The sequence below is a fragment of the Pseudomonas sp. P135 genome, assembly GCF_020312125.1.
Lineage (GTDB): Bacteria > Pseudomonadota > Gammaproteobacteria > Pseudomonadales > Pseudomonadaceae > Aquipseudomonas > Aquipseudomonas fragariae.
In genome coordinates, this window is record NZ_JAGPYR010000005.1 from 1 (window position 1) to 25,200 (window position 25,200).

General features: G+C 61.7%; 3 protein-coding genes. All 3 read left to right on the forward strand.

The window, feature by feature from the left end:
* Positions 1 to 22,477, forward strand: a 22,477-nt coding sequence (gene syrE, locus KBY08_RS09110) for a syringomycin E biosynthesis non-ribosomal peptide synthetase SyrE (protein WP_263870057.1), incomplete at its 5' end; no start/stop codon positions are given.
* Between the two features lie 224 nt (positions 22,478 to 22,701).
* The gene (locus KBY08_RS09115) at positions 22,702 to 23,532 is read left to right on the forward strand and encodes a helix-turn-helix transcriptional regulator (RefSeq protein ID WP_111522167.1); all 831 of its coding nucleotides are present in this window, start codon (positions 22,702 to 22,704) and stop codon (positions 23,530 to 23,532) included.
* Positions 23,529 to 24,947, forward strand: a complete 1,419-nt coding sequence (gene adeC, locus KBY08_RS09120) for an AdeC/AdeK/OprM family multidrug efflux complex outer membrane factor (protein ID WP_111522168.1) — start codon at positions 23,529 to 23,531, stop codon at positions 24,945 to 24,947. The genes KBY08_RS09115 and adeC overlap by 4 nt, the downstream gene beginning before the upstream one ends.
* Positions 24,948 to 25,200 lie beyond the last annotated feature (253 nt).

Here is a 25,200-nt window from a genome sequence, read left to right on the forward strand (position 1 = left end):
TAATGACTTTCAGGTGAAGATCCGCGGCTTGCGTATCGAAATCGGCGAAATCGAGGCCGCCCTGGCTAAACACCCGGCGGTCCATGAAGCGGTGGTCACTGCTCGCGAAGACATACCCGGCGACAAACGTCTGGTGGCTTACTACACGCAGTCTGCCGAGCACACTGCTGTCGATCTCGAAACCCTGCGCGGTCACCTGCAGCAAGTGTTGCCGGAGTACATGGTTCCGGCCATTTATGTGCTGCTTGAAGCGATGCCACTGACCTCGAACGGCAAGCTGGATCGCAAGGCGCTGCCGGCACCCGACGGTGACGCGCTGATCAGCCGTGGCTACGAAGCCCCACAAGGCGAAATCGAGGAGCAGATCGCGGTAATCTGGCAAGACCTGCTGGGCGTCGAGCAGGTCGGGCGTCATGACCACTTCTTCGAACTCGGCGGCCACTCACTGCTGGCCGTCTCTCTGATCGACCGTCTGCGCAAGCAGGACCTGAATCTCAACGTAAACACCGTATTCACTGCGCCCAGCGTGCGTGAAATGGCCTTGGCCATCAGCCAGGAAAAACAAGCCCTGTTCCGGGCGCCGGCCAACCGCATTCCGGCCCATTGCACGCAGTTGACGCCAGACATGTTGCCGCTGGTGGAACTGAGCGTCGCTCAGATTGAACTGATCGCCTCCGCGGTTCCCGGCGGAGCCGCCAATATCCAGGACATCTACCCGCTGGCACCGCTGCAAGAAGGCATTCTGTTCCATTACCTGCTGAGTCTTGAACGCGACGCCTACCTGGTGCGCTCGACGATCGAGTTCGACAGCCGTGCGCGCCTTGACGCCTTTCTTGAGGGCCTGCAAACGGTTATCGACCGCCATGATGTCCTGCGCAGTTCAGTGCATTGGGTCGGCCTGCCGCAAGCGGTGCAAGTGGTGCACCGCCAGGCGCAATTGCCGATCCATACCCTCACCCTGAGGCCGGATGAAGACGCACTCAGCCAACTGGATCGTCTAAGTGATCCAGGTCGTCTGCGCCTTGATCTGCGACAGGCCCCGCTGCTGCTGGCCTACATTGCTCGCGACCCAGACTCGGAACGTTGGCTACTGGCGCTGATTGATCACCACATGATCAGCGACCATGTCACCCTGGAACTGATACTCGAAGAAATTCGCCTGTTGATGCGAGGCCAGAGCGCAGACCTGCTGCCACCGCAGCCTTATCGGGAGTTTGTCGCACAGACCCTCGCCAGCCCTTCAAGTGCCCACGAAGCTTACTTCACACGCCGCCTGGCTGATGTTGATTCACCCACCGCTCCGTTCGAACTGCTGGAAGTTCAGGGCGACGGCAATGACGTCGAAGAGTCCGAACTGGCATTGAGCAGTGACCTCTGCGCACGTATCCGGACTCAGGCCCGGGAGCGCGGCATGTCCCCGGCGGTGCTGTTCCATGTCGCCTGGGCTCAGGTGCTGGCACGTTGTACCGGTCGCGATGATGTGGTGTTCGGCACCGCGGTCACCGGCCGTCTGCAAGGTACGTTAGGCGCCGAGCGGGCCATGGGCATGTTCATGAACACCCTGCCGGTTCGCGTGCAACTGGCCACGCAAAGTGTCCAGGAACTGGTCATGGCCACCCACCGTGATCTCAGCGAGTTACTGAGCCACGAGCAGGCATCATTGGCCCTGGCCCAGCGCTGCAGTAGCGTGTCCACGGGTGTGCCGTTGTTCTCCAGCCTGCTCAACTACCGGCACCAGAACGAGGACAGCCAGTTGCAATGGCCGGGCCTGCGCCTGCTCGACAGCGCCGAGCGCACCAACTATCCGCTGTGCTTGTCGGTCAACGATTACGGCAGTGACCTGGGCCTGTTGATACACAGTGTGCAACCTGCGGATCCGCAACGCCTGTGCGCCATGATGCAGTGTGCGTTGGAGCAATTGACCGACGCGCTGGCGCACACACCACAGAAGGAAGTTACGCAGCTGGATGTGCTGCCCGCCGCCGAGCGCAACCTGCTGCTGGAGACCTTCAACCAGACCCGCCAGGACTACCCGACGGACCTGTGCATTCAGCACCTGTTCGAAGCACAGGTCCGCACGCAACCGGATGCCATCGCCGTGGCTTTCCAGGCGCAGCGCCTGAGCTATGCCGAACTGAACCGCCAGGCCAACCGTCTCGCTCATCACCTGATCGGCCTGGGCATTGTTCCGGATGATCGGGTGGCGATCTGCGTCGAACGCGGTGTGGAAATGATGGTCGGCCTGCTCGGTGTACTCAAGGCCGGTGCCGCTTATGTGCCGCTGGACCCGGCTTACCCTGCCGAGCGCCTGGCCTACATGATCGAAGACAGCCAGCCAGCGGCGTTACTGACCCAGCGTCACTTGCAGGAATATCTGCCGACCCTGACCTTGCCACTGGTGTTGCTCGACGATGATCAGCGCAAAACCTTTACCGAGCGTGACGATAACCCTGTGGTGGAAGCCCTTGGCGTGCGCAACCTGGCGTATGTGATCTACACCTCGGGCTCCACCGGTAATCCGAAGGGCGTGATGATCGAGCATCGCGGTCTGGTCAACTACAGCGTCGATGCTGCACGCCTGTTCGGCCTGTCCCAGAGCGACACCGTGCTGCAACAAAACACCCTGAACTTCGACCTGTCGGTGGAAGAAATCTTCCCGGCCTTGCTGGCGGGGGCCACCCTGACGCCGAGCCGCGAGATCTTCGGCAGCGAAGGGACTGAAAACCACGGGATTAATCCGACTGTCCTGCACTTGACCGCCGCACACTGGCATACGCTGGTGGCCGAGTGGCACAAGCAACCGCAGGTGGCGGCTCAGCGCCTGCAGCATGTGCGCCTGATCAACGTCACGGGTGACGCACTGTCGGCGCAGAAGCTCAAGCTCTGGGACGAGATGCGCCCTGCGCACACTCGCCTGATCAACACCTACGGGCCAACCGAAGCGACGGTATCCTGCACCGCGGCCTACGTCAGCCATGACGCCGTGGCCGGCAGCGAAGGCAGCGGCAACGCGACCATCGGCAAGCCGATGGCCAACACGCGCATCTACCTGCTTGATGCCCACCAGCAGCCGGTACCGTTTGGCGTGGCCGGCGAGATTTTCATCGGTGGCGACGGCGTGGCGCGGGGTTACCTGAACCTTGAAGAGGTCAACGCCGAGCGTTTCCTCACGGACCCGTTCAGCAGCAGCCCTGATGCCAGAATGTACAAAACCGGCGATCTGGCGCGCTACATGGTCGACGGCCGTATCGAGTACCTGGGTCGTAACGACTTCCAGGTCAAGGTTCGCGGTTTCCGCATCGAACTGGGTGAAATCGAAGCCCGCCTGGGCAATTGCGCCGGGGTCAAGGAAGCCGTGGTGGTCGCTCGGGAAGATAACCCGGGAGACAAGCGCCTGGTGGCCTATGTGGTTGCCGAGCCGCAAAGCCAGATCACAGCCGCTGACCTGCGCGCCGAACTGGCACCGCAACTGGCCGAGTACATGCTGCCAAGCGCGTTCGTGCTGCTTGATGAACTGCCGCTGACGCCGAACCGCAAGCTGGACCGCAATGCCTTGCCAGCCCCGGATGCTGATGCGCTGATCAGCCGTGGCTACGAAGCACCGCAAGGTGAAATCGAGGAAAAGATCGCGTTTATCTGGCAAGACCTGCTGGGCGTCGAGCAGGTCGGGCGTCATGACCATTTCTTCGAGCTCGGTGGCCACTCACTGCTGGCCGTCTCTCTGATCGAACGTCTGCGCAAGCAGGGCCTGAATCTCAACGTAAAGACTGTATTCACTGCGCCTACCGTGCGTGAAATGGCCTTGGCCATCAGTCAGGACAAACACGTTCTGTTCCAGGTACCCGCCAACCGCATTCCGGCCCATTGCACGCAATTGACGCCAGACATGTTGCCGCTGGTGGAACTGAGCGTCGATCAGATTGAACTGATCGCCTCCGCCGTTCCCGGCGGAGCCGCCAATATCCAGGACATCTACCCGCTGGCACCGCTTCAGGACGGCATCCTGTTCCATTACCTGCTGAATCGTGAGCGCGACGCCTACCTGATGCGCTCGATGATCGAGTTCGACAGCCGTGCGCGCCTTGACGCCTTTCTTGAGGGCCTGCAAACGGTTATCGACCGCCATGACATCCTGCGCAGCTCGGTGCATTGGATCGGCCTGCCGCAAGCGGTGCAAGTGGTGCACCGCCAGGCGCAATTGCCGGTCCATACCCTCACCCTGACGCCGGATGAAGACGCACTCAGTCAGATGGACCGGCTAAGTGATCCAGGTCGTCTGCGCCTTGATTTGCGACAGGCACCGCTGCTGCTGGCCTACATTGCTCGCGACCCAGACTCGGAACGTTGGCTACTGGCGCTGATTGATCACCACATGATCAGCGACCACGTCACCGTGGAACTCATACTCGAAGAAATTCGCCTGTTGATGCGAGGCCAGAGCGCAGACCTGCTGCCACCGCAGCCTTACCGGGATTTTGTCGCACAGACCCTCGCCAGCCCTTCAAGTGCCCACGAAGCTTACTTCACCCGCCGCCTGGCTGATGTTGATTCACCCACCGCTCCTTTCGAACTGCTGGAAGTTCAGGGCGACGGCAATGACGTCGAAGAGGCCAGACTGGCATTGAGCAGTGACCTCTGCACACGTATCCGGACTCAGGCCCGGGAGCGCGGCATGTCCCCGGCGGTTCTGTTCCATGTCGCCTGGGCTCAGGTGATGGCCCGTTGTACCGGTCGCGATGACGTGGTGTTCGGCACCGTGGTCACCGGCCGCCTGCAAGGTACGGCCGGCGCCGAGCGGGCCATGGGCATGTTCATGAACACCCTGCCGGTCCGCGTGCAACTGACCACACAAGGCGCCCAGGAACTGGTCATGGCCACACACCGTGATCTCAGCGAATTACTGAGCCACGAGCAGGCGTCACTGGCCCTGGCCCAACGTTGCAGTAGCGTGGCCACAGGGGTGCCGTTGTTCTCCAGCCTGCTCAATTACCGGCACCAGGGCGAGGACAGCCGGTTGCAATGGCCGGGCATGCGCCTGCTCGACGGCACCGAGCGGACCAACTATCCGCTGTGCTTGTCGGTCAACGATTACGGCAGTGAGCTCGACCTGATAATACACAGCATGCAGCCCGCAAATCCGCAACGCCTGTGCGCCATGATGCAGTGCGCGCTGGAGCAACTGACCGACGCGCTGGCGCACACACCGCAGATGGCCGTTACGCAGCTGGATGTGCTGCCTGCCGCCGAGCGCAACCTGCTGCTGGAGACCTTCAACCAGACGCGCCAGGACTACCCGACGGACCTGTGCATTCAGCACCTGTTCGAAGCACAGGTCCGCACACAACCTGATGCCATCGCCGTGGCTGTCCAGGGGCAGCGCCTGAGCTATGCCGACTTGAACCGTCAGGCCAACCGTCTCGCTCATCACCTGATCAGCCTGGGCATTGTTCCGGATGATCGGGTGGCGATCTGTGTCGAGCGTGGCGTGGAAATGATGATCGGCCTGCTCGGTGTGCTCAAGGCAGGGGCGGCTTATGTACCACTTGACCCGGCCTATCCGGCCGAGCGCCTGGCATACATGATCACCGACAGCCAGCCAGCGGCGTTGCTCACTCAGCGCGGCTTGCAGGAGCGCTTGCCCGCATTGTCCATGCCGCTGGTATTGCTCGATGACGAGCAATACCAGGGCTTGGCCGAGTGTGATGACAACCCGGTCGTACCGACCCTCGGCGTGCGCAACCTGGCGTATGTGATCTACACCTCGGGCTCCACCGGTAATCCGAAGGGCGTGATGATCGAGCATCGCGGCCTGGTCAACTACAGCGTCGATGCGGCGCGGTTGTTCGACCTGTCTCAGAGCGACACGGTGCTGCAGCAGAACACCCTGAACTTCGACCTGTCGGTGGAAGAGATCTTCCCGGCACTCCTGGCCGGCGCGACCCTGGCACCAAGCCGCGAGATCTTCGGCAGCGAAGGGACTGAAACCCATGGCATTCAACCCACCGTCCTGCACCTGACCACTGCGCACTGGCATACGCTGGTTGCCGAATGGCACAACCAGCCGCAGGCTGCTGAGCAACGTCTGCAGCATGTGCGTCTGATCAACGTCACAGGTGACGCATTGTCGGCGCAGAAGCTCAAGCTCTGGGACGAGGTGCGCCCGGCGCACACTCGTCTGATCAACACCTATGGGCCGACCGAAGCGACGGTGTCCTGCACTGCGGCCTACGTCAGCTACGACGCTGCGGCCGGCAGCGAAGGCAGCGGCAATGCGACCATCGGCAAGCCGATGGCCAACACGCGCATTTACCTGCTCGACGCTCATCAGCAGCCAGTGCCGTATGGCGTGGCCGGTGAAATCTACATTGGCGGCGACGGCGTGGCACGCGGTTACCTGAACCTTGAAGAGGTCAACGCCGAGCGCTTCCTCGCTGATCCGTTCAGCAAAAGCCCTGATGCCAGGATGTACAAAACCGGTGACCTGGCACGCTACATGGCTGACGGCCGGATCGAGTACCTGGGCCGTAACGATTTCCAAGTCAAGGTGCGCGGTTTCCGCATCGAACTGGGCGAAATCGAAGCCCGTCTCGGCAATTGCAAAGGGGTCAAGGAAGCGGTGGTGATCGCTCGGGAGGACAATCCCGGTGAAAAACGTCTCGTGGCCTATGTGGTTGCCCAGCCGCAAACCCAGATCACAGCCGCTGAACTGCGCGCCGAACTGGCACCGCAACTGGCCGAGTACATGCTGCCGAGCGCGTTCGTGCTGCTTGATGAACTGCCGTTGACGCCGAACCGCAAGCTCGACCGCAAGGCCTTGCCGGCTCCGGCTGACGATGCCTTTGCCAGCCGCGAGCACGTGGAGCCTCAAGGGGCTACCGAGATTGCGCTGGCGCAGATCTGGCAAAACCTGCTCGATCTGGAACGGGTGGGCCGTCATGATCAGTTCTTTGAACTGGGCGGCCACTCCTTGCTGGCGATGCGCCTGATTTCCCAGGTGCGTCATCAATTGGGCGTCGAACTTGGTCTGGCTGCACTGTTCGCCCATCCCGAACTGAGTGCCCTGGCCGTAGCCATCGCTCAGGCCGGACGCAGCAAATTGCCGGACATCGTACCGGTGGCACGCGATCAGGCGTGGCCATTGTCATTCGGCCAGCAACGTCTGTGGTTTCTCGCCCAGATGGAAGGCGCCAGCGCGGCCTACCACATACCTGCCGGCCTGAGCCTGCATGGCAACCTGAATCTCAAGGCATTGCAACGGGCGTTGGAGCGTATCGTGGCGCGCCACGAAGGTTTACGCACCACGTTCATGCAGGGCGATGACGGACAGCCGGTGCAACGCATCAGCCCGGCGGACACCGGTTTCAACCTGCAAATGCACGATCTGCAAGGGTTGGCGGATGCCGAGGAAAAACTTCAGGCACTGGCCAGCGAAGAGTCGCTGCAAAGCTTCGATCTGCAACAGGGCCCGTTGATTCGTGGCCGCCTGATTCGTATGGCCGAGGACCATCACGTATTGTTGCTGACCCTGCACCATATCGTTTCCGATGGCTGGTCGGTTGATGTGCTGACCCGCGAATTGTCCGCGCTCTATGCCGCATTCAGTCAGGACCAGGACGACCCGCTGGCGCCGCTGGAGCTGCAATACCTGGACTACGCCGTGTGGCAACGTCGCTGGCTGAGTGGCGATGTGCTGCAACAGCAAAGCAATTTCTGGCAGCAAACCCTGGCAGATGCTCCGGCGTTGTTGATGTTGCCCACCGACCGTGCGCGTCCGGCGCTGCAGGACTATGCCGGTGCAGCACTGCCCGTCGTGTTCGACAAAGACCTTACCCGAGGTCTCAAGGCATTGAGCCAACGCCGCGGCAGCACCCTGTTCATGACGGTCATGGCCGCGTGGGCCGGCCTGCTGGGACGCCTGGCTGGCCAGGATGATGTGGTCATCGGTACGCCAGTAGCCAACCGTACTCGCAGCGAAGTCGAAGGGCTGGTGGGCCTGTTCGTCAACACTCTGGCCATCCGCGTCGACCTCAGTGACAAGCCCACGGCAGAGACGCTGCTGGCGCGGGTCAAGCAGCAGACTCTCGATGCCCAGGCGCATCAGGACTTGCCGTTCGAACAAGTCGTGGAAGTCATCAATCCGCTACGCAGCCTGTCCCACAGCCCGATTTTCCAGGCCATGTTGTCGTGGGAAAACAACGAGGCGTCTGATCTGACGCTCGGCGACATGACTCTGAAAAGCATCGAATTGGCCGCTGATACTGCCCAATTCGACCTGACGCTGGACATGGCCGAGGTGGATGAGCAACTGGTCGGCACGCTGGAGTACGCCACAGCGTTGTTCGACGAGAGCACCATGCGGCGCTATCTGGGCTACTTCCAGCGTGTGCTGGAGGCCATGGTCGCCGACGACCAGCAGGTGCTGGAGCACGTAGCCTTGCTGGGTGCCGACGAACGTGAACATTTGCTGGCAGGCCTCAACGCAACAGAGGCGCCCTTCCCTCAGGATCGCACGATTCATCAGTTGTTCGAAGAAAGGGTTCAGGCGCAGCCCGACGCCATCGCCGTGGCCTTCGGGGCGCAGCGCTTGAGCTATGCCGAATTGAACCGTCAGGCCAACCGTGTGGCTCACCATCTGATCAGCCTGGGCATCAAACCGGATGATCGGGTGGCGATCTGCGTCGAGCGTGGCGTGGAAATGCTGATCGGCGTGCTCGGTGTGCTCAAGGCCGGTGCTGCTTATGTGCCACTGGATCCGGCTTACCCCGCCGAGCGTCTGGCCTACATGATTGAAGACAGTACGCCGTCGGCACTGTTGGCCCAGCGTGATGTGCAGGCGCATCTGCCGACGCTGGACTTGCCGCTGGTGCTGCTCGATGAGGATCAGCGCACCACCCTCTCCGAGCGTGGCGACAACCCGGTGGTGGAAACACTCGGTGCGCACAATCTGGCGTACGTGATCTACACCTCGGGCTCCACCGGCGTGCCGAAAGGCGTAATGGTCGAGCATCGCGGATTGTTCGCCGTCAGCGCGGCGTGGGAGCAACTGTACGCACTGCACGCGCCACTCAATCACTTGCAGATGGCCGGGTTTTCCTTCGATGTGTTCAGCGCCGACCTGATCCGCTCTCTGGCTTTCGGCGGCACACTGGTACTGTGCCCACGCGAGACATTGATGGACCCGCCTGCGCTTTACCGCCTGTTGAGCGAGGAGTCGATCGGATTTGCGGATTTCGTGCCAGCCGTACTCAACGCATTGCTGGGCTGGGTGGAAGAGACGGGGCACGACCTGTCGTTCATGCGCACAGTGGTCTGTGGTTCGGATATCTGGACCGCGCACAGCGCCCGGCAACTGCGCAAGCTTTGTGGCGATCACGTGCAGATCGTCCAGGCCTACGGTGTCACTGAAGCCAGTATCGACAGCACCTGCTTCGAGTTCGAGGCAACCAGCCAGGTCGACGGGGTCTTGCCGATTGGTCGGGCATTGGCCAATACGCGGATTTATCTGCTCGATGAGCTTGGCCAAGCGGTTCCGCCGGGTGTCGCGGGCGAGCTGTATATCGGCGGCGCGGGTATTGCTCGCGGCTATCTGAATTTGCCGCAACTGACTGCCGAACGCTTCATGGACAACCCCTTCGTGGCGGGCGAACGGCTGTACCGCAGCGGCGACATGGCGCGCTACCGGGCTGATGGCAATATCGAATTCCTCGGCCGCAACGACTCCCAGGCCAAGCTGCGTGGGTTGCGTCTGGAGCTGGGCGAAATCGAAGCACGCCTGGCCGAGGTTGCAGGTGTGCGCGAAAGCCTCGTCGTGATTCGCGAGGACAGCGGCGGCACGCCGAAACTGATCGCGTATTTTGTGGAATATGCCACTCGCGACGAGTCTGGCCCTGCCCTGACCCCGCGCGCGCTGCGCCAGCAACTGCAACTCAACCTGCCGGAATACATGATCCCGGCAGCGTTCGTGCGCATGGCCGCATTGCCGCTGAGCGCCAACGGCAAACTGGATCGAAGAGCGTTGCCCGAGCCGGATGCCGACGCCTTCGATCAGCATGATTTCGAAGCAGCCGATGGCCCGCTGGAGACGGCAATCGCCGCAATCTGGGCCGATGTGCTGGGCGTCGCACAAGTCGGCCGTCATGATGACTTTTTCGCGCTCGGCGGTCATTCATTGCTGGTCATGCGCGTACTGGCTCAGGTTCGTCAGCAATTGAATCTGGAGGTTTCACCGTCAGTGTTTTTCGCGGCACCGGTGCTGCGGCAGTTCGCCGAGCGGCTGGGCAACACGCAGGACAACGCTCGCGTGGCGATCAAGCCTGTGCAACGTTCGGGTGCGCTACCGCTGTCGTTTGCCCAACAGCGCCTATGGTTACTCGCGCAACTGGAAGGTGGCAGCGCCGCTTACCATATTCCGGCGGGACTGCGTCTGCGTGGCAACCTTGATCAGGCTTCGCTGCAACGCGCACTGGACCGTATCGTGGCCCGCCATGAGGCGCTGCGCACGACCTTTGTCCAAGAGCAGGGACAGCCTGCGGAGCAGCGTATCTCTGCCGCAGAAACAGGTTTCAGACTGCAACTGCAGGTACTGGCCGGGCAGACCGATGCCGAAGACAAGCTGCTCGCCATCGCGGCACAAGAGGCCAGCGAGCACTTCGACCTCGTCAATGGACCACTGGTGCGCGGGCGTCTGGTGCGCATGGCCGATGACGACCACGTGTTGCTGGTGACCATGCACCACATCGTCTCCGATGGCTGGTCAACCGGGGTGTTGAATCGCGAGCTGGGTGCCCTTTACGACGCCTTCCGCCAGGGTGCGGATGATCCACTGCCGGCCTTGCCAGTGCAATACGTCGACTACGCACTGTGGCAGCGTGACTGGTTGAGTGGCGACGTGCTGCAACAACAGCGTCAGTACTGGCAGCAGGCCCTGGCTGGTGCGCCGGCCTTGCTGACCCTGCCGACCGACCGACCACGTCCGGCGCAACAGGACTACAGCGGGCAGACGCTGGAACTGGTGCTCGATACACAATTGACCCGTGGCCTCAAGGCCTTGAACCAACGCCACGGCAGCAGTCTGTTCATGACCGTCATGGGCGCCTGGGCCGCGCTGTTGGGACGGCTGTCCGGTCAGGATGACGTGGTGATCGGTACGCCGGTGGCCAACCGTATGAGCGCCGAGGTGGAGAACCTGATTGGCTTCTTCGTCAACACCCTCGCTATACGGGTCGACCTCTCAGGCACGCCGAGCGTCGAAGCGCTGGTACGGCAAGTCAAACAGCGAACTCTGGCTGCCCAGGCAAATCAGGACCTGCCGTTCGAACAAGTGGTTGAAGTGGTTCAACCGCAACGCAGCCTGTCCCACAGCCCGATTTTTCAGGCCATGCTGTCATGGCAAAACAACGAGGACACCGCGCTGGTGCTTGGCGACCTGACCCTGCAAGGCGTCGCAGTGGCCGGTGATACGGCAAAGTTCGACTTGGCGCTGGACATCGGCGAGGTGGACGGGCAACTGATCGGCACGCTGGAGTACGCCACGGCACTGTTCGACGAAAGCACCATGCGTCGGTATCGAGGCTACTTCCTGCGCTTGTTGGAGGCTATGGCGGCCGATGATCAGCAAGTGCTGGAACAGGTACCGTTGCTCGACACTGCCGAGCGCGAGTACCTGCTGAAGGATATCAATGCCACAGAGCGCACCTACCCTGTCGGTCAGTTGATGCATCGCTTGTTCGAGGCCCATGCCGAAGCTGCACCGCAGGCAATTGCCGTCCGCCAGGGTGAGCAGACACTGACCTACGCTGAACTCGACAGCCGCGCCAATGCCCTGGCTCAGCACCTGCGCAAACACGGTGTGGGACCGGGAACCCGGGTGGCGATTCTGCTGGATCGTTCGGTGGAATTGCTGGCCAGCATGCTGGCCACCCTCAAATGCGGCGCGGCTTATCTGGCGCTGGATCGTCTGGCCCCTGAAGAGCGCCTGCGCTTCATGCTCGAGGACAGCGAAGCCATCATGCTGCTGAGCCGTAGCGACCTGACGGCACCTGACATGACGCCAAGGCTGGATCTGGACACACTGGAGCTGTCAGCGCTGAACCAAGAGCCAGTCGTGCCTGCAACTGAAGTCGCAGGCGAGACCCCCGCGTGCATCATCTACACCTCTGGCTCCACCGGTGTGCCCAAGGGCGTGATCGTGACCCACAACGGCATTGTGCGGCTGGTTCAGGACAACGGCTACTACGACTTCTCCGCCGAGGACCGTGTGGCGTTTTCGTCCAACCCGGCGTTCGACGCCAGCACTCCGGAAATCTGGGGTGCATTGCTCAATGGCTGCCAGTCGGTGATTATCGAGCCGCAGGTGCTGCTTGAGCCGGTGGCCTTCGCCGCCCTGCTCAAGCGCCATGGTGTAACAGCCATGATCAGCTCGACCGCCCTGTTCAACCTGTATGCCGGGTTGATTCCCGAGGCCCTGGCAGGCCTGCGTATGATCATGTGTGGCGGCGAGCGCGCTGATCCGGCCTCGTTCCGTCGGGTCCGGGAGCACTCCGCTCAGGTACGCCTGTTCAACGGCTATGGCCCGACCGAGGGCACCACCTGTGCCACCAGCTACGAAATCTTCGATGTACTGCCTGACACCCTCAGCCTGCCGATTGGCAAGCCCAACGCCAACGTGCGGGTCTATGTGCTTGACGCCCGGCGCGAGCCGGTGCCGATGGGCGTGGTCGGCGAGATCTATATCGGTGGCACAGGCGTCGCACTCGGCTACCTGAACCGCCCGGAGCTGACCGCTGAACGTTTCAGCGAAGACCCGTTCAGCCAGCAGGCCGGCGCGCGACTCTATCGCACCGGCGACCTGGCGCGCTGGTTGCCGGACGGTAACCTTGAATACCTGGCGCGTAACGATGGGCAGGTCAAGGTCCGCGGCTTCCGCGTCGAGCTTGGCGAAATCGAAAGCGTCCTGCATTTGTGCGACGGCGTTCGCAACTCCGTGGTGGTGGCGCATGAAGCCAGCCCGGGTGACACCCGTCTGGTGGCTTACTACACCGTGCATGCGGGCGTTGATGCACCTGATCCGGAGGATCTGCGTGCGCAATTGAGTGCCGATCTGGCGGAGTACATGGTTCCGAGTGTGTTCGTACGCCTGGATGCCTTGCCGCTGACGCTCAATGGCAAGGTTGATCAGAAGGCGTTACCGGTCCCCGACCTGAATGCGATGTTCGAGCGAACCTACGTTGCGCCGGAAGGTGCCACCGAACAGGCCCTGGCGGAAATATTCCAGGAACTGCTGGGCCTTGAACGCGTGGGTCGTCATGACGGCTTCTTCGAGCTTGGCGGTCATTCGCTGCTGGCTGCGCAACTGGTTTCCCGTGTGCGTCAGCAACTGAACGGTGACATGGCGCTGCGCCAGCTGTTCAATCACCCGACCGTGGCCGAGCTGGCGAAGGTGGTCGACGGCCTGCAAACGGTCGATTCCGACAGCATCGAACCCATCGAGCGTAACGCGCCGCTGGCACTGTCCTTTTCCCAGCAGCGTCTATGGTTCCTCGACAGGCTCGACCCTGGTGCCAGCAGTGCTTACCACATGCCGATGTCGCTGCTGCTGCGCGGCGAGCTGGATCACCGCGCGCTCAAGGCTGCGCTCGACCGTCTGGTTGCACGTCATGAAAGCCTGCGCACCACCTTCGAGCTGCACGGTGAACAGCCGGTGCAGGTCATCGCTGCGGCGGACAGCGGTTTCGCCCTGGCAGAAGACGACTTGCGCTCGCAGCCTTATGAACAGGCCAGCCTCAACGCTTCACGCATCGCCGACAGCGAGGCCGCTGCGCCGTTTGACCTGCGCCAGGGCCCGCTGATTCGCGGGCGTCTGCTGCGCCTGGCGGATGATGAGCACATGTTGCTGATCACCCAGCACCACATCATCTCCGACGGCTGGTCGGTGGGGGTGCTGATCAACGAGTTCACCGCCCTCTACCAGGCCTTCACTGAGCAGCGGTCGGACCCGCTGCCGGCCCTGTCAATCCAATACGCCGACTACGCCGCCTGGCAACGCCGCACCTTCACAGGCGAGCGCCTTGCCGAGCAGGCCGATTTCTGGCGTGAGCACCTGGGTGGCGCGCCGACGCTGCTGTCGCTGCCCACCGACCGGCCACGTCCGGCGGTGCAAAGCTACCGCGGCGGCGCTGTACCCGTGACGATCGACGCAGCGCTTCATCAGCGTCTGGAGCGCTTCTGCCAGGCCCATAACGTCACCTTGTTCATGGGCCTGCTCAGTGCCTGGTCGGTGCTTATGGCCCGTCTGGGCAACGAACGCGATGTGGTGATAGGTGTGCCGAGCGCCAACCGTGGCCGCACCGAAACCGAGAACCTGATCGGTTTCTTCGTCAACACCCTGGCCCTGCGCGTTGATCTGACGCAGAACCCGAGCGTGGCGCAACTGCTGGAACAGGTCCGCCAGACCACGCTGGCGGCCAATGAGCATCAGGACATTCCATTCGAGCAAGTGATCGAAGCCTTGCAGCCGCCACGCTCGATGAGTCATAGCCCGCTGTGTCAGGTCGCCCTGTCGCTGGATAACACCAGCATCGGCGGCGAGTTGAAGCTGCCGGGCCTTAGCCTGCACCCCGTGCTACAAGCCCATGAAACCGCGCAGTTCGACCTGATGCTGACCCTGGCTAGCGAAAACGGCGCCCTGAACGGGGTCATCGAATACGCCAGCGATCTCTTCGATCGCTCCACCGTCGAGCGTTTTGCCCAGCATTTCCATACGCTGCTGGAAGCGATGGTCGAGGATGTCGCGCAACCTGTGCTCGGCCTGCCGTTGCTCAGCCCGGCGCAGCGCCTGGCCTCGCCAGCGCTACTGCAGCCCAAGGCGGTATTCGCCTCGGGGCTGATGGTGCATCAGCGCTTTGAACAGTTCGCCGCCGCCCATCCGCAGAACATCGCGCTGGTCTTTGGCCGGCATGAGGTGAGCTACCAGGCGCTCAATCGCCGAGCCAACCGCCTGGCCCATGAACTACTCGCCCAAGGCGTGCGTCCCGATGACCGGGTGGCGATCCTCGCAGAGCGTGGTACGCAGATGATCTGCGCAGTGCTGGCCGTGCTCAAGTCCGGTGCGGCCTACGTACCGCTGGACCCGACTTACCCCACCGAGCGTCTCGGCTACCTGCTGACAGACAGTGCGCCGGTGGCGTTGCTGGCCCAGTCGGCCTGCCTTGACGTGCTGCCGGCACACAGCGTGCCGGTACTGACCCTCGGCGCGGACAACGACAGTGCCGATTTGGCAGATGAATCACTGGACCGCAACTCTGAGCCTGCTGCGCTGGGACTGTCTCGCGAGCATTTGGCGTATGTCATTTACACCTCAGGGTCGACAGGCCTGCCCAAAGGTGTGCTGGTCGAGCACGGCAACGTGGCACGCCTGTTCGACGCCACCGCCGGGCAATTCAACTTCGGGCATGAGGATGTCTGGACGCTGTTCCACTCCTTCGCCTTCGACTTCTCGGTCTGGGAAATCTGGGGCGCGCTGTGCTACGGCGGCAAACTGGTCATCGTCCCGAGTGAGGTGGCGCGTTCGCCGGATGACTTCTATGCGCTGGTCTGCGAGCAGCAGGTCACCGTTCTGAACCAGACGCCAAGCGCTTTCCGCCAGTTCATCCAGGCCCGCGAACGCAGCCCGCAGGAGCATGCGCTGCGTGAAGTGGTGTTCGGTGGTGAGGCTTTGGACTTCCGCAGCCTGCAGCCCTGGACCGCACGCACACCGCTGTCGCGTACCCGTCTGGTGAACATGTACGGGATCACGGAAATCACCGTGCATGCCACCTACTACCCGATCAGCCAGTCGGAAATCGACACCGCCATGCCAAGCCTGATCGGCCCGGCACTGGACGACCTGTGCCTGCGTATCCTCGATGACTATCAGCAGCCGGTACCGGTGGGCGTCAATGGCGAGATTTATATCGGCGGCGCCGGCGTTGCCCGGCATTACCTGAACCGCACGGAACTGAATGCCGAACGTTTTATTGCCGACCCGTATGCCATGCAAAACGGCGCTCGCCTCTATCGTACCGGTGACGTTGCGCACTACCGCAGCGACGGCGGTGTGGTCTACGTCGGCCGTAATGACTCGCAAATCAAGATTCGCGGCTTTCGTATCGAATTGGGCGAGATCGAGGCGCAATTGCTCGCCTGCCCGGAGGTCCGTGAAGCAATGGTTATCTTGCGTGAGGATCGCCCTGGCGACAAACGCCTGGTCGCCTACCTGATTGCCGAGGACGGCGCTGCTCCCGAGTCAGCGCTGCTGCGCAGCCAACTGGCCAGCGTGCTGGCCGAACACATGCTGCCCAGTGCCTTTGTGACCCTTGAAACCTGGCCATTGACCACCAACGGCAAGCTGGACCGTGCCGCCCTGCCCGCGCCGGACCAGTTCGCGACGGTGAGTCGTGACTACGAAGCACCGCTAGGCGCTATCGAAACGACCCTGGCCGCTGCCTGGCAGGAATTGCTCGGGGTTGAACGTGTCGGTCGTCAGGATCACTTCTTCGAACTGGGTGGTCACTCCTTCCTCGTCATCAGCCTGATCGAGCGCTTGCGTCAGATCGGCTTGTTGCTGGACGTGAGTACGGTGTTCTCGGCACCAACCCTGCAAGCCATGGCCGCGGTCCTGGCGGGCGGTACTGCGGCGGAACGGGTCGCCCCGGCGAACCTGATTCCCGTCGATTGCACGGCGCTGACCCCGGACATGCTGCCGTTGGTGAAACTGACCCGGCAGGAACTGGAGCATATCGTTGCCGATGTGCCAGGCGGCGTCGCCAATGTTCAGGATATCTATCCACTGTCATCGTTGCAGGAAGGCATCCTGTTTCACCATCTGTTGCAGTCAGAAGGCGACGCCTACCTGATGCGCACCCTAGCGACGTTCGACAGCCGTGCGTTGCTCGACAAATTCCTCGGCGCGCTGCAAGTGGTGATCAACCGCCACGACATCATGCGCAGCTCCCTGCGCTGGCAGGGTCTGCCGCAGCCGGTGCAGGTGGTGCATCGTCAGGCACAGTTGCCAGTCATTCAGCTCGACACCGCGCCGGGTGAAGACGCCTTGCAGATGCTGCGCGAACGCACCAATACCTACCATATGCGCCTGGACCTGCAACAGGCACCGCTGATAGCCGCGTATATCACTTACGATACCCGGCAGGAAAAGTGGCTGATGGCACTGCTGGACCATCACCTGATCAGTGACAACGTTACCCTGCGCCTGATCATGGGCGAGATCCAGGCAGTGATGGACGGACGCGCCGACGCCCTGCCGCCATCCCAGCCGTACCGCAACTTCATCGCCCGGGCCGCGTGTGTTTCCCAGGCCGAACATGAAGCCTACTTCCGTCAACTGCTGGGCGATGTCGATACCACCACTGCGCCCTACGGCGTGCTCGATGTGCGTGGCGGCGATGCAACAATCCTGCGTTCGGTGCAGGATCTGAGCGACGATCTCAGCGCGCGGATCCACAGCACCGCACGGGCCCAGGGCGTACCAACCTCGGTGCTGTTCCACGCGGCATGGGGGTTGGTGGTGGCCGCCACCAGCGGCCGTGACGACGGGATTTTCGGTACCGTGCTTTCGGGACGTTCCCAGGGCACCTCCGGCGCCAACCATGCGCTGGGGATGTTCATCAATACCTTGCCGATGCGTATTCGCCTGCAACAAAACAGCGTGCGCGATATCGTTCAGGATGCCTACCAACAGCTGAGCGGGCTGCTGACCCACGAGCAGGCGCCTCTGGCCCTGGCGCAGCGCTGCAGCGCAGTGGATGCATCGCTGCCGATGTTCACCGTGATCCTCAATTGCCGTCACGGTGATCTGGTGAACACTGCCGGGGAAAACATCGAGGACATGGGCGAGGAGCAGGAAGGTGTTCATTTCCTGGGCTCCGAAACCCGTACCAACTACCCGATCGAAATTGCCGTAGCCAATGAGGCCAATGGCTTTTCGCTGACCGCGCAGTCTATAGATGGCATCGATCCGCACCGGATTGCCGCCTACCTCGGTCAGGCGGTTGCCGAGCTGGTCAACGCCCTTGAGCAGGATCCGGCACGCCTGGCGAGCAGTCTTGAAGTGATTCCGCAAGCCGAGCGGCAGCTGCTGCTCAATGACTTCAACGACACCGCCAGCGACTTCGCACCGGCCGTGCCGATCCATGCCCTGTTCGAAGACCAGGTCCGCCGTAATCCTGATGCCGTAGCGCTGGTCTACGAAGACCGCCAACTGAGCTATCGCCAGCTCAACCGCCGCGCCAACCACGTGGCCCGGCAGTTGCTGCAACTCGGTGTGCAGCCGGACGAGCGCGTGGCCATCTGCGCCGAACGCAGCCTGGACATGATTGTCGGCCTGCTGGGCGTGCTCAAGTCCGGTGCCGCCTACGTGCCGATTGACCCTGCCCACCCTGCTGACCGTATGGCCTTCATGCTGCAGGACAGTCAGCCGCGCGCGCTGCTGACGCAGGGCGCGCTCAGCCTGCCGGTCGGCGACACGCCGTTGATGCTGCTGGACAGCGCTGAATCGCTGCTCGCGGCGGATGATCAGGCGTTCGACGCCAATCCCGTGGTCGACGGCCTGACGGCGGAAAACCTGGCCTACGTGATCTACACCTCAGGCTCGACCGGCCAGTCGAAAGGTGTCATGGTCGAGCACCGCTCGGTGTTCAACTTCTGGAACGTGCTGACCCGCACGACCCATCAGCATTGCCCGACACCGGCCACTGTGGCGCTGAATGCCGGCTTCTTCTTCGACATGTCGATCAAAGGCATCTCGCAATTGTTCTCTGGCCACAAGCTGGTGATCATCCCGCAACTGCTGCGTGCCAACGGCAGCGAACTGCTGGACTTCCTCGAAGCGCATCAGGTTCATGCCTTCGACTCCACCCCGTCGCAGCTCGACACCCTGCTCTCGGCCGGTCTGCTGGAACGCAGCAGCTATCAGCCGGTCAGCGTGCTGCTGGGTGGTGAGGCGATCAACGCCAGCACCTGGGAGAAACTGCGTAACTGCCCGACCATCCGCTTCTACAACATGTATGGCCCGACCGAGTGCACAGTGGACGCGACCATCGATCTGATCCGCGACCTGGGTGAAAAACCAAGCATCGGCCGGCCTATTGCCAACGTCCAGGTGCATGTTCTGGATGCGCGTGGCGAGCCGGCACCACTGGGCGTCGCCGGGGAAATTCATATCGGCGGTAGCGGTGTGGCCCGTGGCTACCTCAACCGTGACGAGCTGAGTGCCGAGCGTTTCATCGTTGACCCGTTCTCCGATGTCGCCAACGCCCGGCTTTACAAAACCGGCGACCTGGGTCGCTGGCTGGCAGACGGCACGCTGGAATACATGGGCCGCAACGACTTCCAGGTGAAGGTTCGCGGTTTCCGTATCGAGCTGGGTGAAATCGAAAACGTTCTGCTGGCCGTACCAGGCATCCGCGAGGTGGTGGTGATTGCCCGCAACGACAGCCAGGGTGATTCGGACAGCCAGCGCCTGGTCGCTTATGTCTGTGGTGAATCGGTGGCAGCCGAACACTTGCGCAGCGAATTGCTCAGGCATCTGCCGGAGTACATGGTGCCCAGCGCTTTCGTCCAGCTGGACGCCCTGCCGCTGACCGCCAACGGCAAACTCGACCGCCGTGCGCTGCCGGCCCCCGGTCAGGATGCGTTGGCCAGCAAGGTTTACGAGGCGCCGCAAGGCGAAACCGAAGAGGCCATCGCCGAGATATGGAAAGCCTTGTTGCATCTGGACCAGGTAGGTCGCAACGACGGCTTCCTTGAACTGGGTGGTCATTCGTTGCTCGCCGTGCAGTTGCTGTCGCGACTGCGGCGCAAACTTGGTACACGAATCACCTTGCGTGAACTCTTCGACGCCCCGACCGTGCGTGGCCTGGCTTCACTGGTCAACGCCGCAGCGCCAGGTGAAGCACAATCGATTCCGAGGGCCAATCGCTCTGGCCGTCTGCCGCTGTCCTTTTCCCAGCAGCGCTTGTGGTTCCTCGATCACCTGGATCACGCCGCGGGTGCGGCCTATCACTTGCCGATGGCGTTGCGCCTTACAGGGGCACTTGACACCGCTGCCCTGGAGGCAACGCTGGATCGCCTGGTTGCCCGCCACGAAACCCTGCGCACGCGTTTTGAACTGGTGGACGGTGAACCGGTGCAGAAGATCGCTCCGGCCGATAGCCGCTTTCCGTTGTTGAAACAGGATCTGCGCGACCTGTCCGGTGACGAGCGCACTTCGACCCTGGCCCGTCTGGGTCAGGAAAATGCCACGCAACTGTTCGATCTGACCAAGGGGCCGATGCTGCGCGGGCATTTGCTGCGGGTTGCGGATGCTGAGCATGTGCTGTTGATCACGTTGCATCACATCGTCTCCGACGGCTGGTCCAACAGCGTCCTTGCTCAGGAAGTGAGCGCGCTTTACGCCGCCTTCAGTCAAGGCCAGAAAGACCCGCTGCCCGCGCTGCCACTGCAATACGTGGACTACGCCGCCTGGCAACGGCAATCCCTCGACGGCCCCGCCCTGCAGGCCCAGATCGACTTCTGGCGCAAGCATCTGGAAGGTGCGCCGAGTGTGTTGAATCTGCCACTGGACCGTCCGCGCCCGGCCATCCAGAGCTATACCGGCGGGATGGTCGAGCATGTGTTTTCGCCAGCATTGAGTGCCGACTTGCGTGCCTTCAGCCAGGCTCAAGGCAGCACGCCGTTCATGGTTCTGCTGGCAGGATGGTCGATGCTCATGAGCCACCTGAGCGGGCAGACCGATGTGGTGGTAGGTACGCCTGTCGCTAACCGCCAGCATCCCGAGCTGGAGCCAATGATCGGCTTCTTTGCCAATACGCTGGCATTGCGTGTGGCAACCGACCGAGAGACGCGTTTGAACGACATGCTCGACCGGATCAAGAGCCTTACGCTGGCTGCCTACAATCATCAGGACTTGCCGTTCGAGCAAGTGGTGAGCGCCTTGCAGCCAACCCGCAACATGAGCCACAGCCCGTTGTTCCAGGTGATGTTGAGCCTGGATAATACGCCGCCTTCGCTGTTGCAATTACCTGACCTGGAAGTCGAGTTGCTGGACAGCGAGCATCACACCACTCAGTTCGACCTGTCGTTGTCACTGGTGGATTCCAGCGAAAGCCTGAGCGGCGGCCTGCAATACTCCAGCGACCTGTTCGACAAAACCACTGCGCAGGCCATCATGCAGCTGTTTGCAAGAGTTCTGGAGAACATGGTGAGCGACGCTCGGCAGTCGATTGGCCAAGTGCTGGACAACACGCCAGCGCTGCCGCGTTCGGCGCATACCGCGACTATCGCTGCGACGGTCGAAGACGAACAGCCTGAAGCCCTGCCTTACGAAGCGCCCGAAGGCGAGACCGAGATCGCCCTCGCCAACCTCTGGAAAGAGTTGCTCAAGCTGGAAAAGGTCAGTCGCCATGACGACTTCTTCAAGCTGGGCGGTATTTCGCTGATGGCGGTGCAAATGGCCTCGCGCCTGCGCAAGGTGCTCGGCAAACCGATCGCGGTCCGCGATCTGTTCATCGAGCCGACCATTGCCGGTTTTGCCAGAACCCTGGACGGCCAGGCACGCCCCGGCCAGCACAGCAACCTGGTGCCGGTCCGCCGCACTGGCTCGCAAAGACCGCTGTTTCTGGTGCACCCACTGGGCGGCGAAGTGCAGTACGTGCGCGATCTGGCCGCGGCAATCGACCCGCAGGTGCCGCTGTATGGCTTGGCCGCCAGTGGTCTGGCGGCTGGAGAGACGCCGCTGTTTGAGGTGCCGGCCATGGCTGCGCGTTACCTGGCGGCGATTCGCCAGGTACAACCGAAAGGGCCTTACCGGATCGGCGGCTGGTCTGCAGGTGGTCTTATCGCTTATGAAATGGCCCGCCAGCTGCAATCCAGCGGTGAAAAACTGGAGTTCCTGGGCATCATCGACACCTCCGCGCGTCTTGAGCAGCAAGCGCCGGAGGCATTGAGCGAAGGTCAATTCCTGATGGACTGGCTACCAGAGCAGCTCGACCCCGAAGTATTCCGGCAGCTCACCGAGCTGGCCGGCACGGATGCCATCGATGAAATGCTGGCACTGTGCATGGCACACCGCCTGCTCCCGGAGGAACTGCCACAGGACGTCGATGCCACCTTGTTACGCAGCCATCTTGCTGTGGCCCATGCAACCCATATCGCCATCGGTAACTATGTCAGCCCGCCTGCCCCACTTACGGTGACACTGTTTACCGCCAGTGCAGAGGAGCGCGACGATCCGCTGCTGGGCTGGACGGCCTTGCTCGATTCCCCGGTGAACGTTACTGAGCTTCCCGGCACCCACGAAACGCTGGTCAGGGCGCCTCAGGTCAGCGCACTGGGCCAGGCGATCTCCCGGGCGCTGAACAAGGAGCCCAACCAGGAGCCCCGCAGAGAAGAGGTTTTACGTTCGATAACCGCGCCAGCTGAGTAGTAACCGCCAGGTTGCGCAGGATGTCCCGGTATCCAGTGACAGACTTTTCCTGCGCAACTCAGCTTAATTGGAACCTAGAGCTGAATCGTTTTTTGTGAAGACTTTCATGCGTGATGCCGGATTCTAGTGATGTTAAGGCGCGAAGGATTTGAGCGTCCTGAGGGCGGAATTCACAGTCTGGTCGACAGAATTGCACGCAACTTCTGATCTTCAGGAATGGACATATGAACCGACAAGTGAATGCCAAAGATGAAGTGAAAACGCACATTTATCTGGAACTCGGGAAGCTGGTGTCTAGCGTCGGAGATGACATGTTTCTGAGCAACATGTACCAGTTAATCAATACATCGCTGGCTGTAAGCCGTGTGGAACTGAGCGAGTGGACCGTTGATGACAGTCAGGCGACGGTGACCGATGTACAGCTGCTGGGCTACGCGGGCGCTGAGTTGAATCCGCAGATGCAAACGGTGTGTCCGACCCGTGCCAGACACCGCAGCGACCATCCACTGGTCAAGCGCGTGCTGGAGGTAGACGACGACCTGCTGATTCACCTGAACGCCCGGATGAAAAACCAGCAAGGCAATGACTGTCTCGGAACCTCCCACCAGTGCAGCATGATTTCGCGCAAGGCCAATCGCTGTTGTGTGATCTCACTGCACCGTCCGCAAGCTGACAAGGATTACTCGTTGCAAGAGCTGTCTTTTTTGAAATACCTCTCGGAGGCCCTGTTGCCTTTGTCGGAACGGCATGCCCGCGTACATCGCCAATCCGGTATGAAAAACGCTGGTGGCATGCTGTCTCACGGCTCGGTTCCCATTGAGTACAAGTACCTGCAACGCGAGTTCAACGAACGCTTGCTTGCCTGCGACGTCTCGCTATCGGCACGCGAGAAGGAGGCCTGTCTGGAATTCCTCGCGGGCGGCACAGTCCCTGAGATCGCCGAAAAACTCTGCGTCAAGAGCAGTTCCATCGAAACCTACCTGAAACGTTCCGCCGCCAAGCTGGGCATCAGCGGTCGACATGGACTGGCCAAATGGATGATAGGCGCAGAATGAACAGATCAATTGGCCCCTGGCTGTTTACGGCACTGTCCTTGAGCGGCTGCTCGTTGATTCCGGACTATCAGCGCCCGGCGGCACCGGTTGCCGCGCACTACCCACAATCCTCAGCCTATGCGCCAGCACTCTCTGGTCCGCTGGCGGCGGACATGGGCTGGCGTGACCTGTTCCGCGACCCGACGCTGCAACAGCTTATCGAAAGCGCCCTGCTCAACAATCGTGACTTGCGCGTTGCAGCGCTCAACGTCGAGGCCTATCAAGCGCAATACCGCATTCAGCGCGCCGATCTGTTTCCCGCGATCAGCGCCACAGGCAGCGGTACCCGGCAACGCCAGCCCGCCAGTATCACGCAGACCGGCGGCCCGGTGACCAGCGGTACTTATTCGGCAACGCTGGGTATCAGCTCTTACGAGCTTGATTTGTTCGGACGCATACGCAGTCTCAGCGATCAGGCCTCGCTCACCTATTTGTCCAGCGAAGAGGCCCGGCGCAGCACCCAACTAAGCCTGGTGGCGAGTGTCGCCACTGCCTACCTGACCTGGCGTGCCGACCAGGAGCTATTGGCCTTGACTCAGGACACGCTGATGTCCTACGAAAAGAGCCTGAAGCTGACCACTCGCAGCCAGCAAGTCGGCGCTTCTTCGTCACTGGACCTGGCCCAGTCGCGCACATCGGTGGAGAGCGCACGGGCAAGTCTGGCGACGTTCCAGCGCCAGGCCGCTCAGGACCTCAATAACCTGACTTTACTGGTGGGCACGGAGGTTGCGGACAGCGCGCCCAGCCGTCCGTTGTCCTCCGAATGGCTCGCTGAAGTGCCGGCGGGGCTGCCTTCTGATCTGCTGCAACGACGCCCGGACATTCTTGAAGCCGAATACCAGTTGCAGTCGGCCAACGCCAGCATCGGTGCTGCGCGAGCGGCATTCTTCCCGAGCATTACCCTGACGGCCAACGCCGGTACATCCAGCACCGAACTGTCCGGCTTGTTCAAAGGCGGTTCGGGAGGCTGGGTGTTTTCACCGCAGATCGATATCCCGATTTTCAACGCCGGCAGTCTGCGAGCGAGCCTGGATTATTCGAAAATCCAGAAGGATATAAGCGTTTCTAAGTACGAAAAATCGATACAGACCGCCTTTCAGGAGGTCGCCGATGGTCTGGCAGCGCGTCAGACCTACAAGCATCAGCTGAAGGCGCAGAGCGATCTTGTACAGGCCAACCAGGAGTATTACCGCCTTGCCGAACGACGTTACCGCATTGGAGTCGACAGCAGCCTGACACTCCTCGACGCCCAACGCTCTTTATTCAGCGCTCAACAAACCCTGATCACCGACCGACTGTCGCAACTGACCGCCGAAGTCAATCTCTACAAGGCGCTGGGCGGCGGTTGGACAGAGCGTACATCAACACCTTTGTGAGGAACTGAAGATGGGCATATTCGAACCTGGAGCACATGTACGCCTTCGCTCGGGCGGCAGAATCATGGTGGTCAAGCATGAACCCGCGGTTACCCCGCTCCCGGACACTCTGCTCGTGCTGTGTGAGTACCGGTCAAAGAATCGCCTGGTGCAGGGCTTTTATTCGGAGCGGGATCTGATTCCTGCGCGCCGCGAGCCAATGCCCAATCATGGTTGAGAGCAACCCGGCCTGGCGGGTTGCGTCGCATCAGCA

Bases quoted from the DNA above. Each gene is read 5' to 3' on its own strand.
- KBY08_RS09115 (WP_111522167.1), top strand. From the start codon at position 22,702: ATGAACCGACAAGTGAATGCCAAAGATGAAGTGAAAACGCACATTTAT.
- adeC (WP_111522168.1), top strand. From the start codon at position 23,529: ATGAACAGATCAATTGGCCCCTGGCTGTTTACGGCACTGTCCTTGAGC.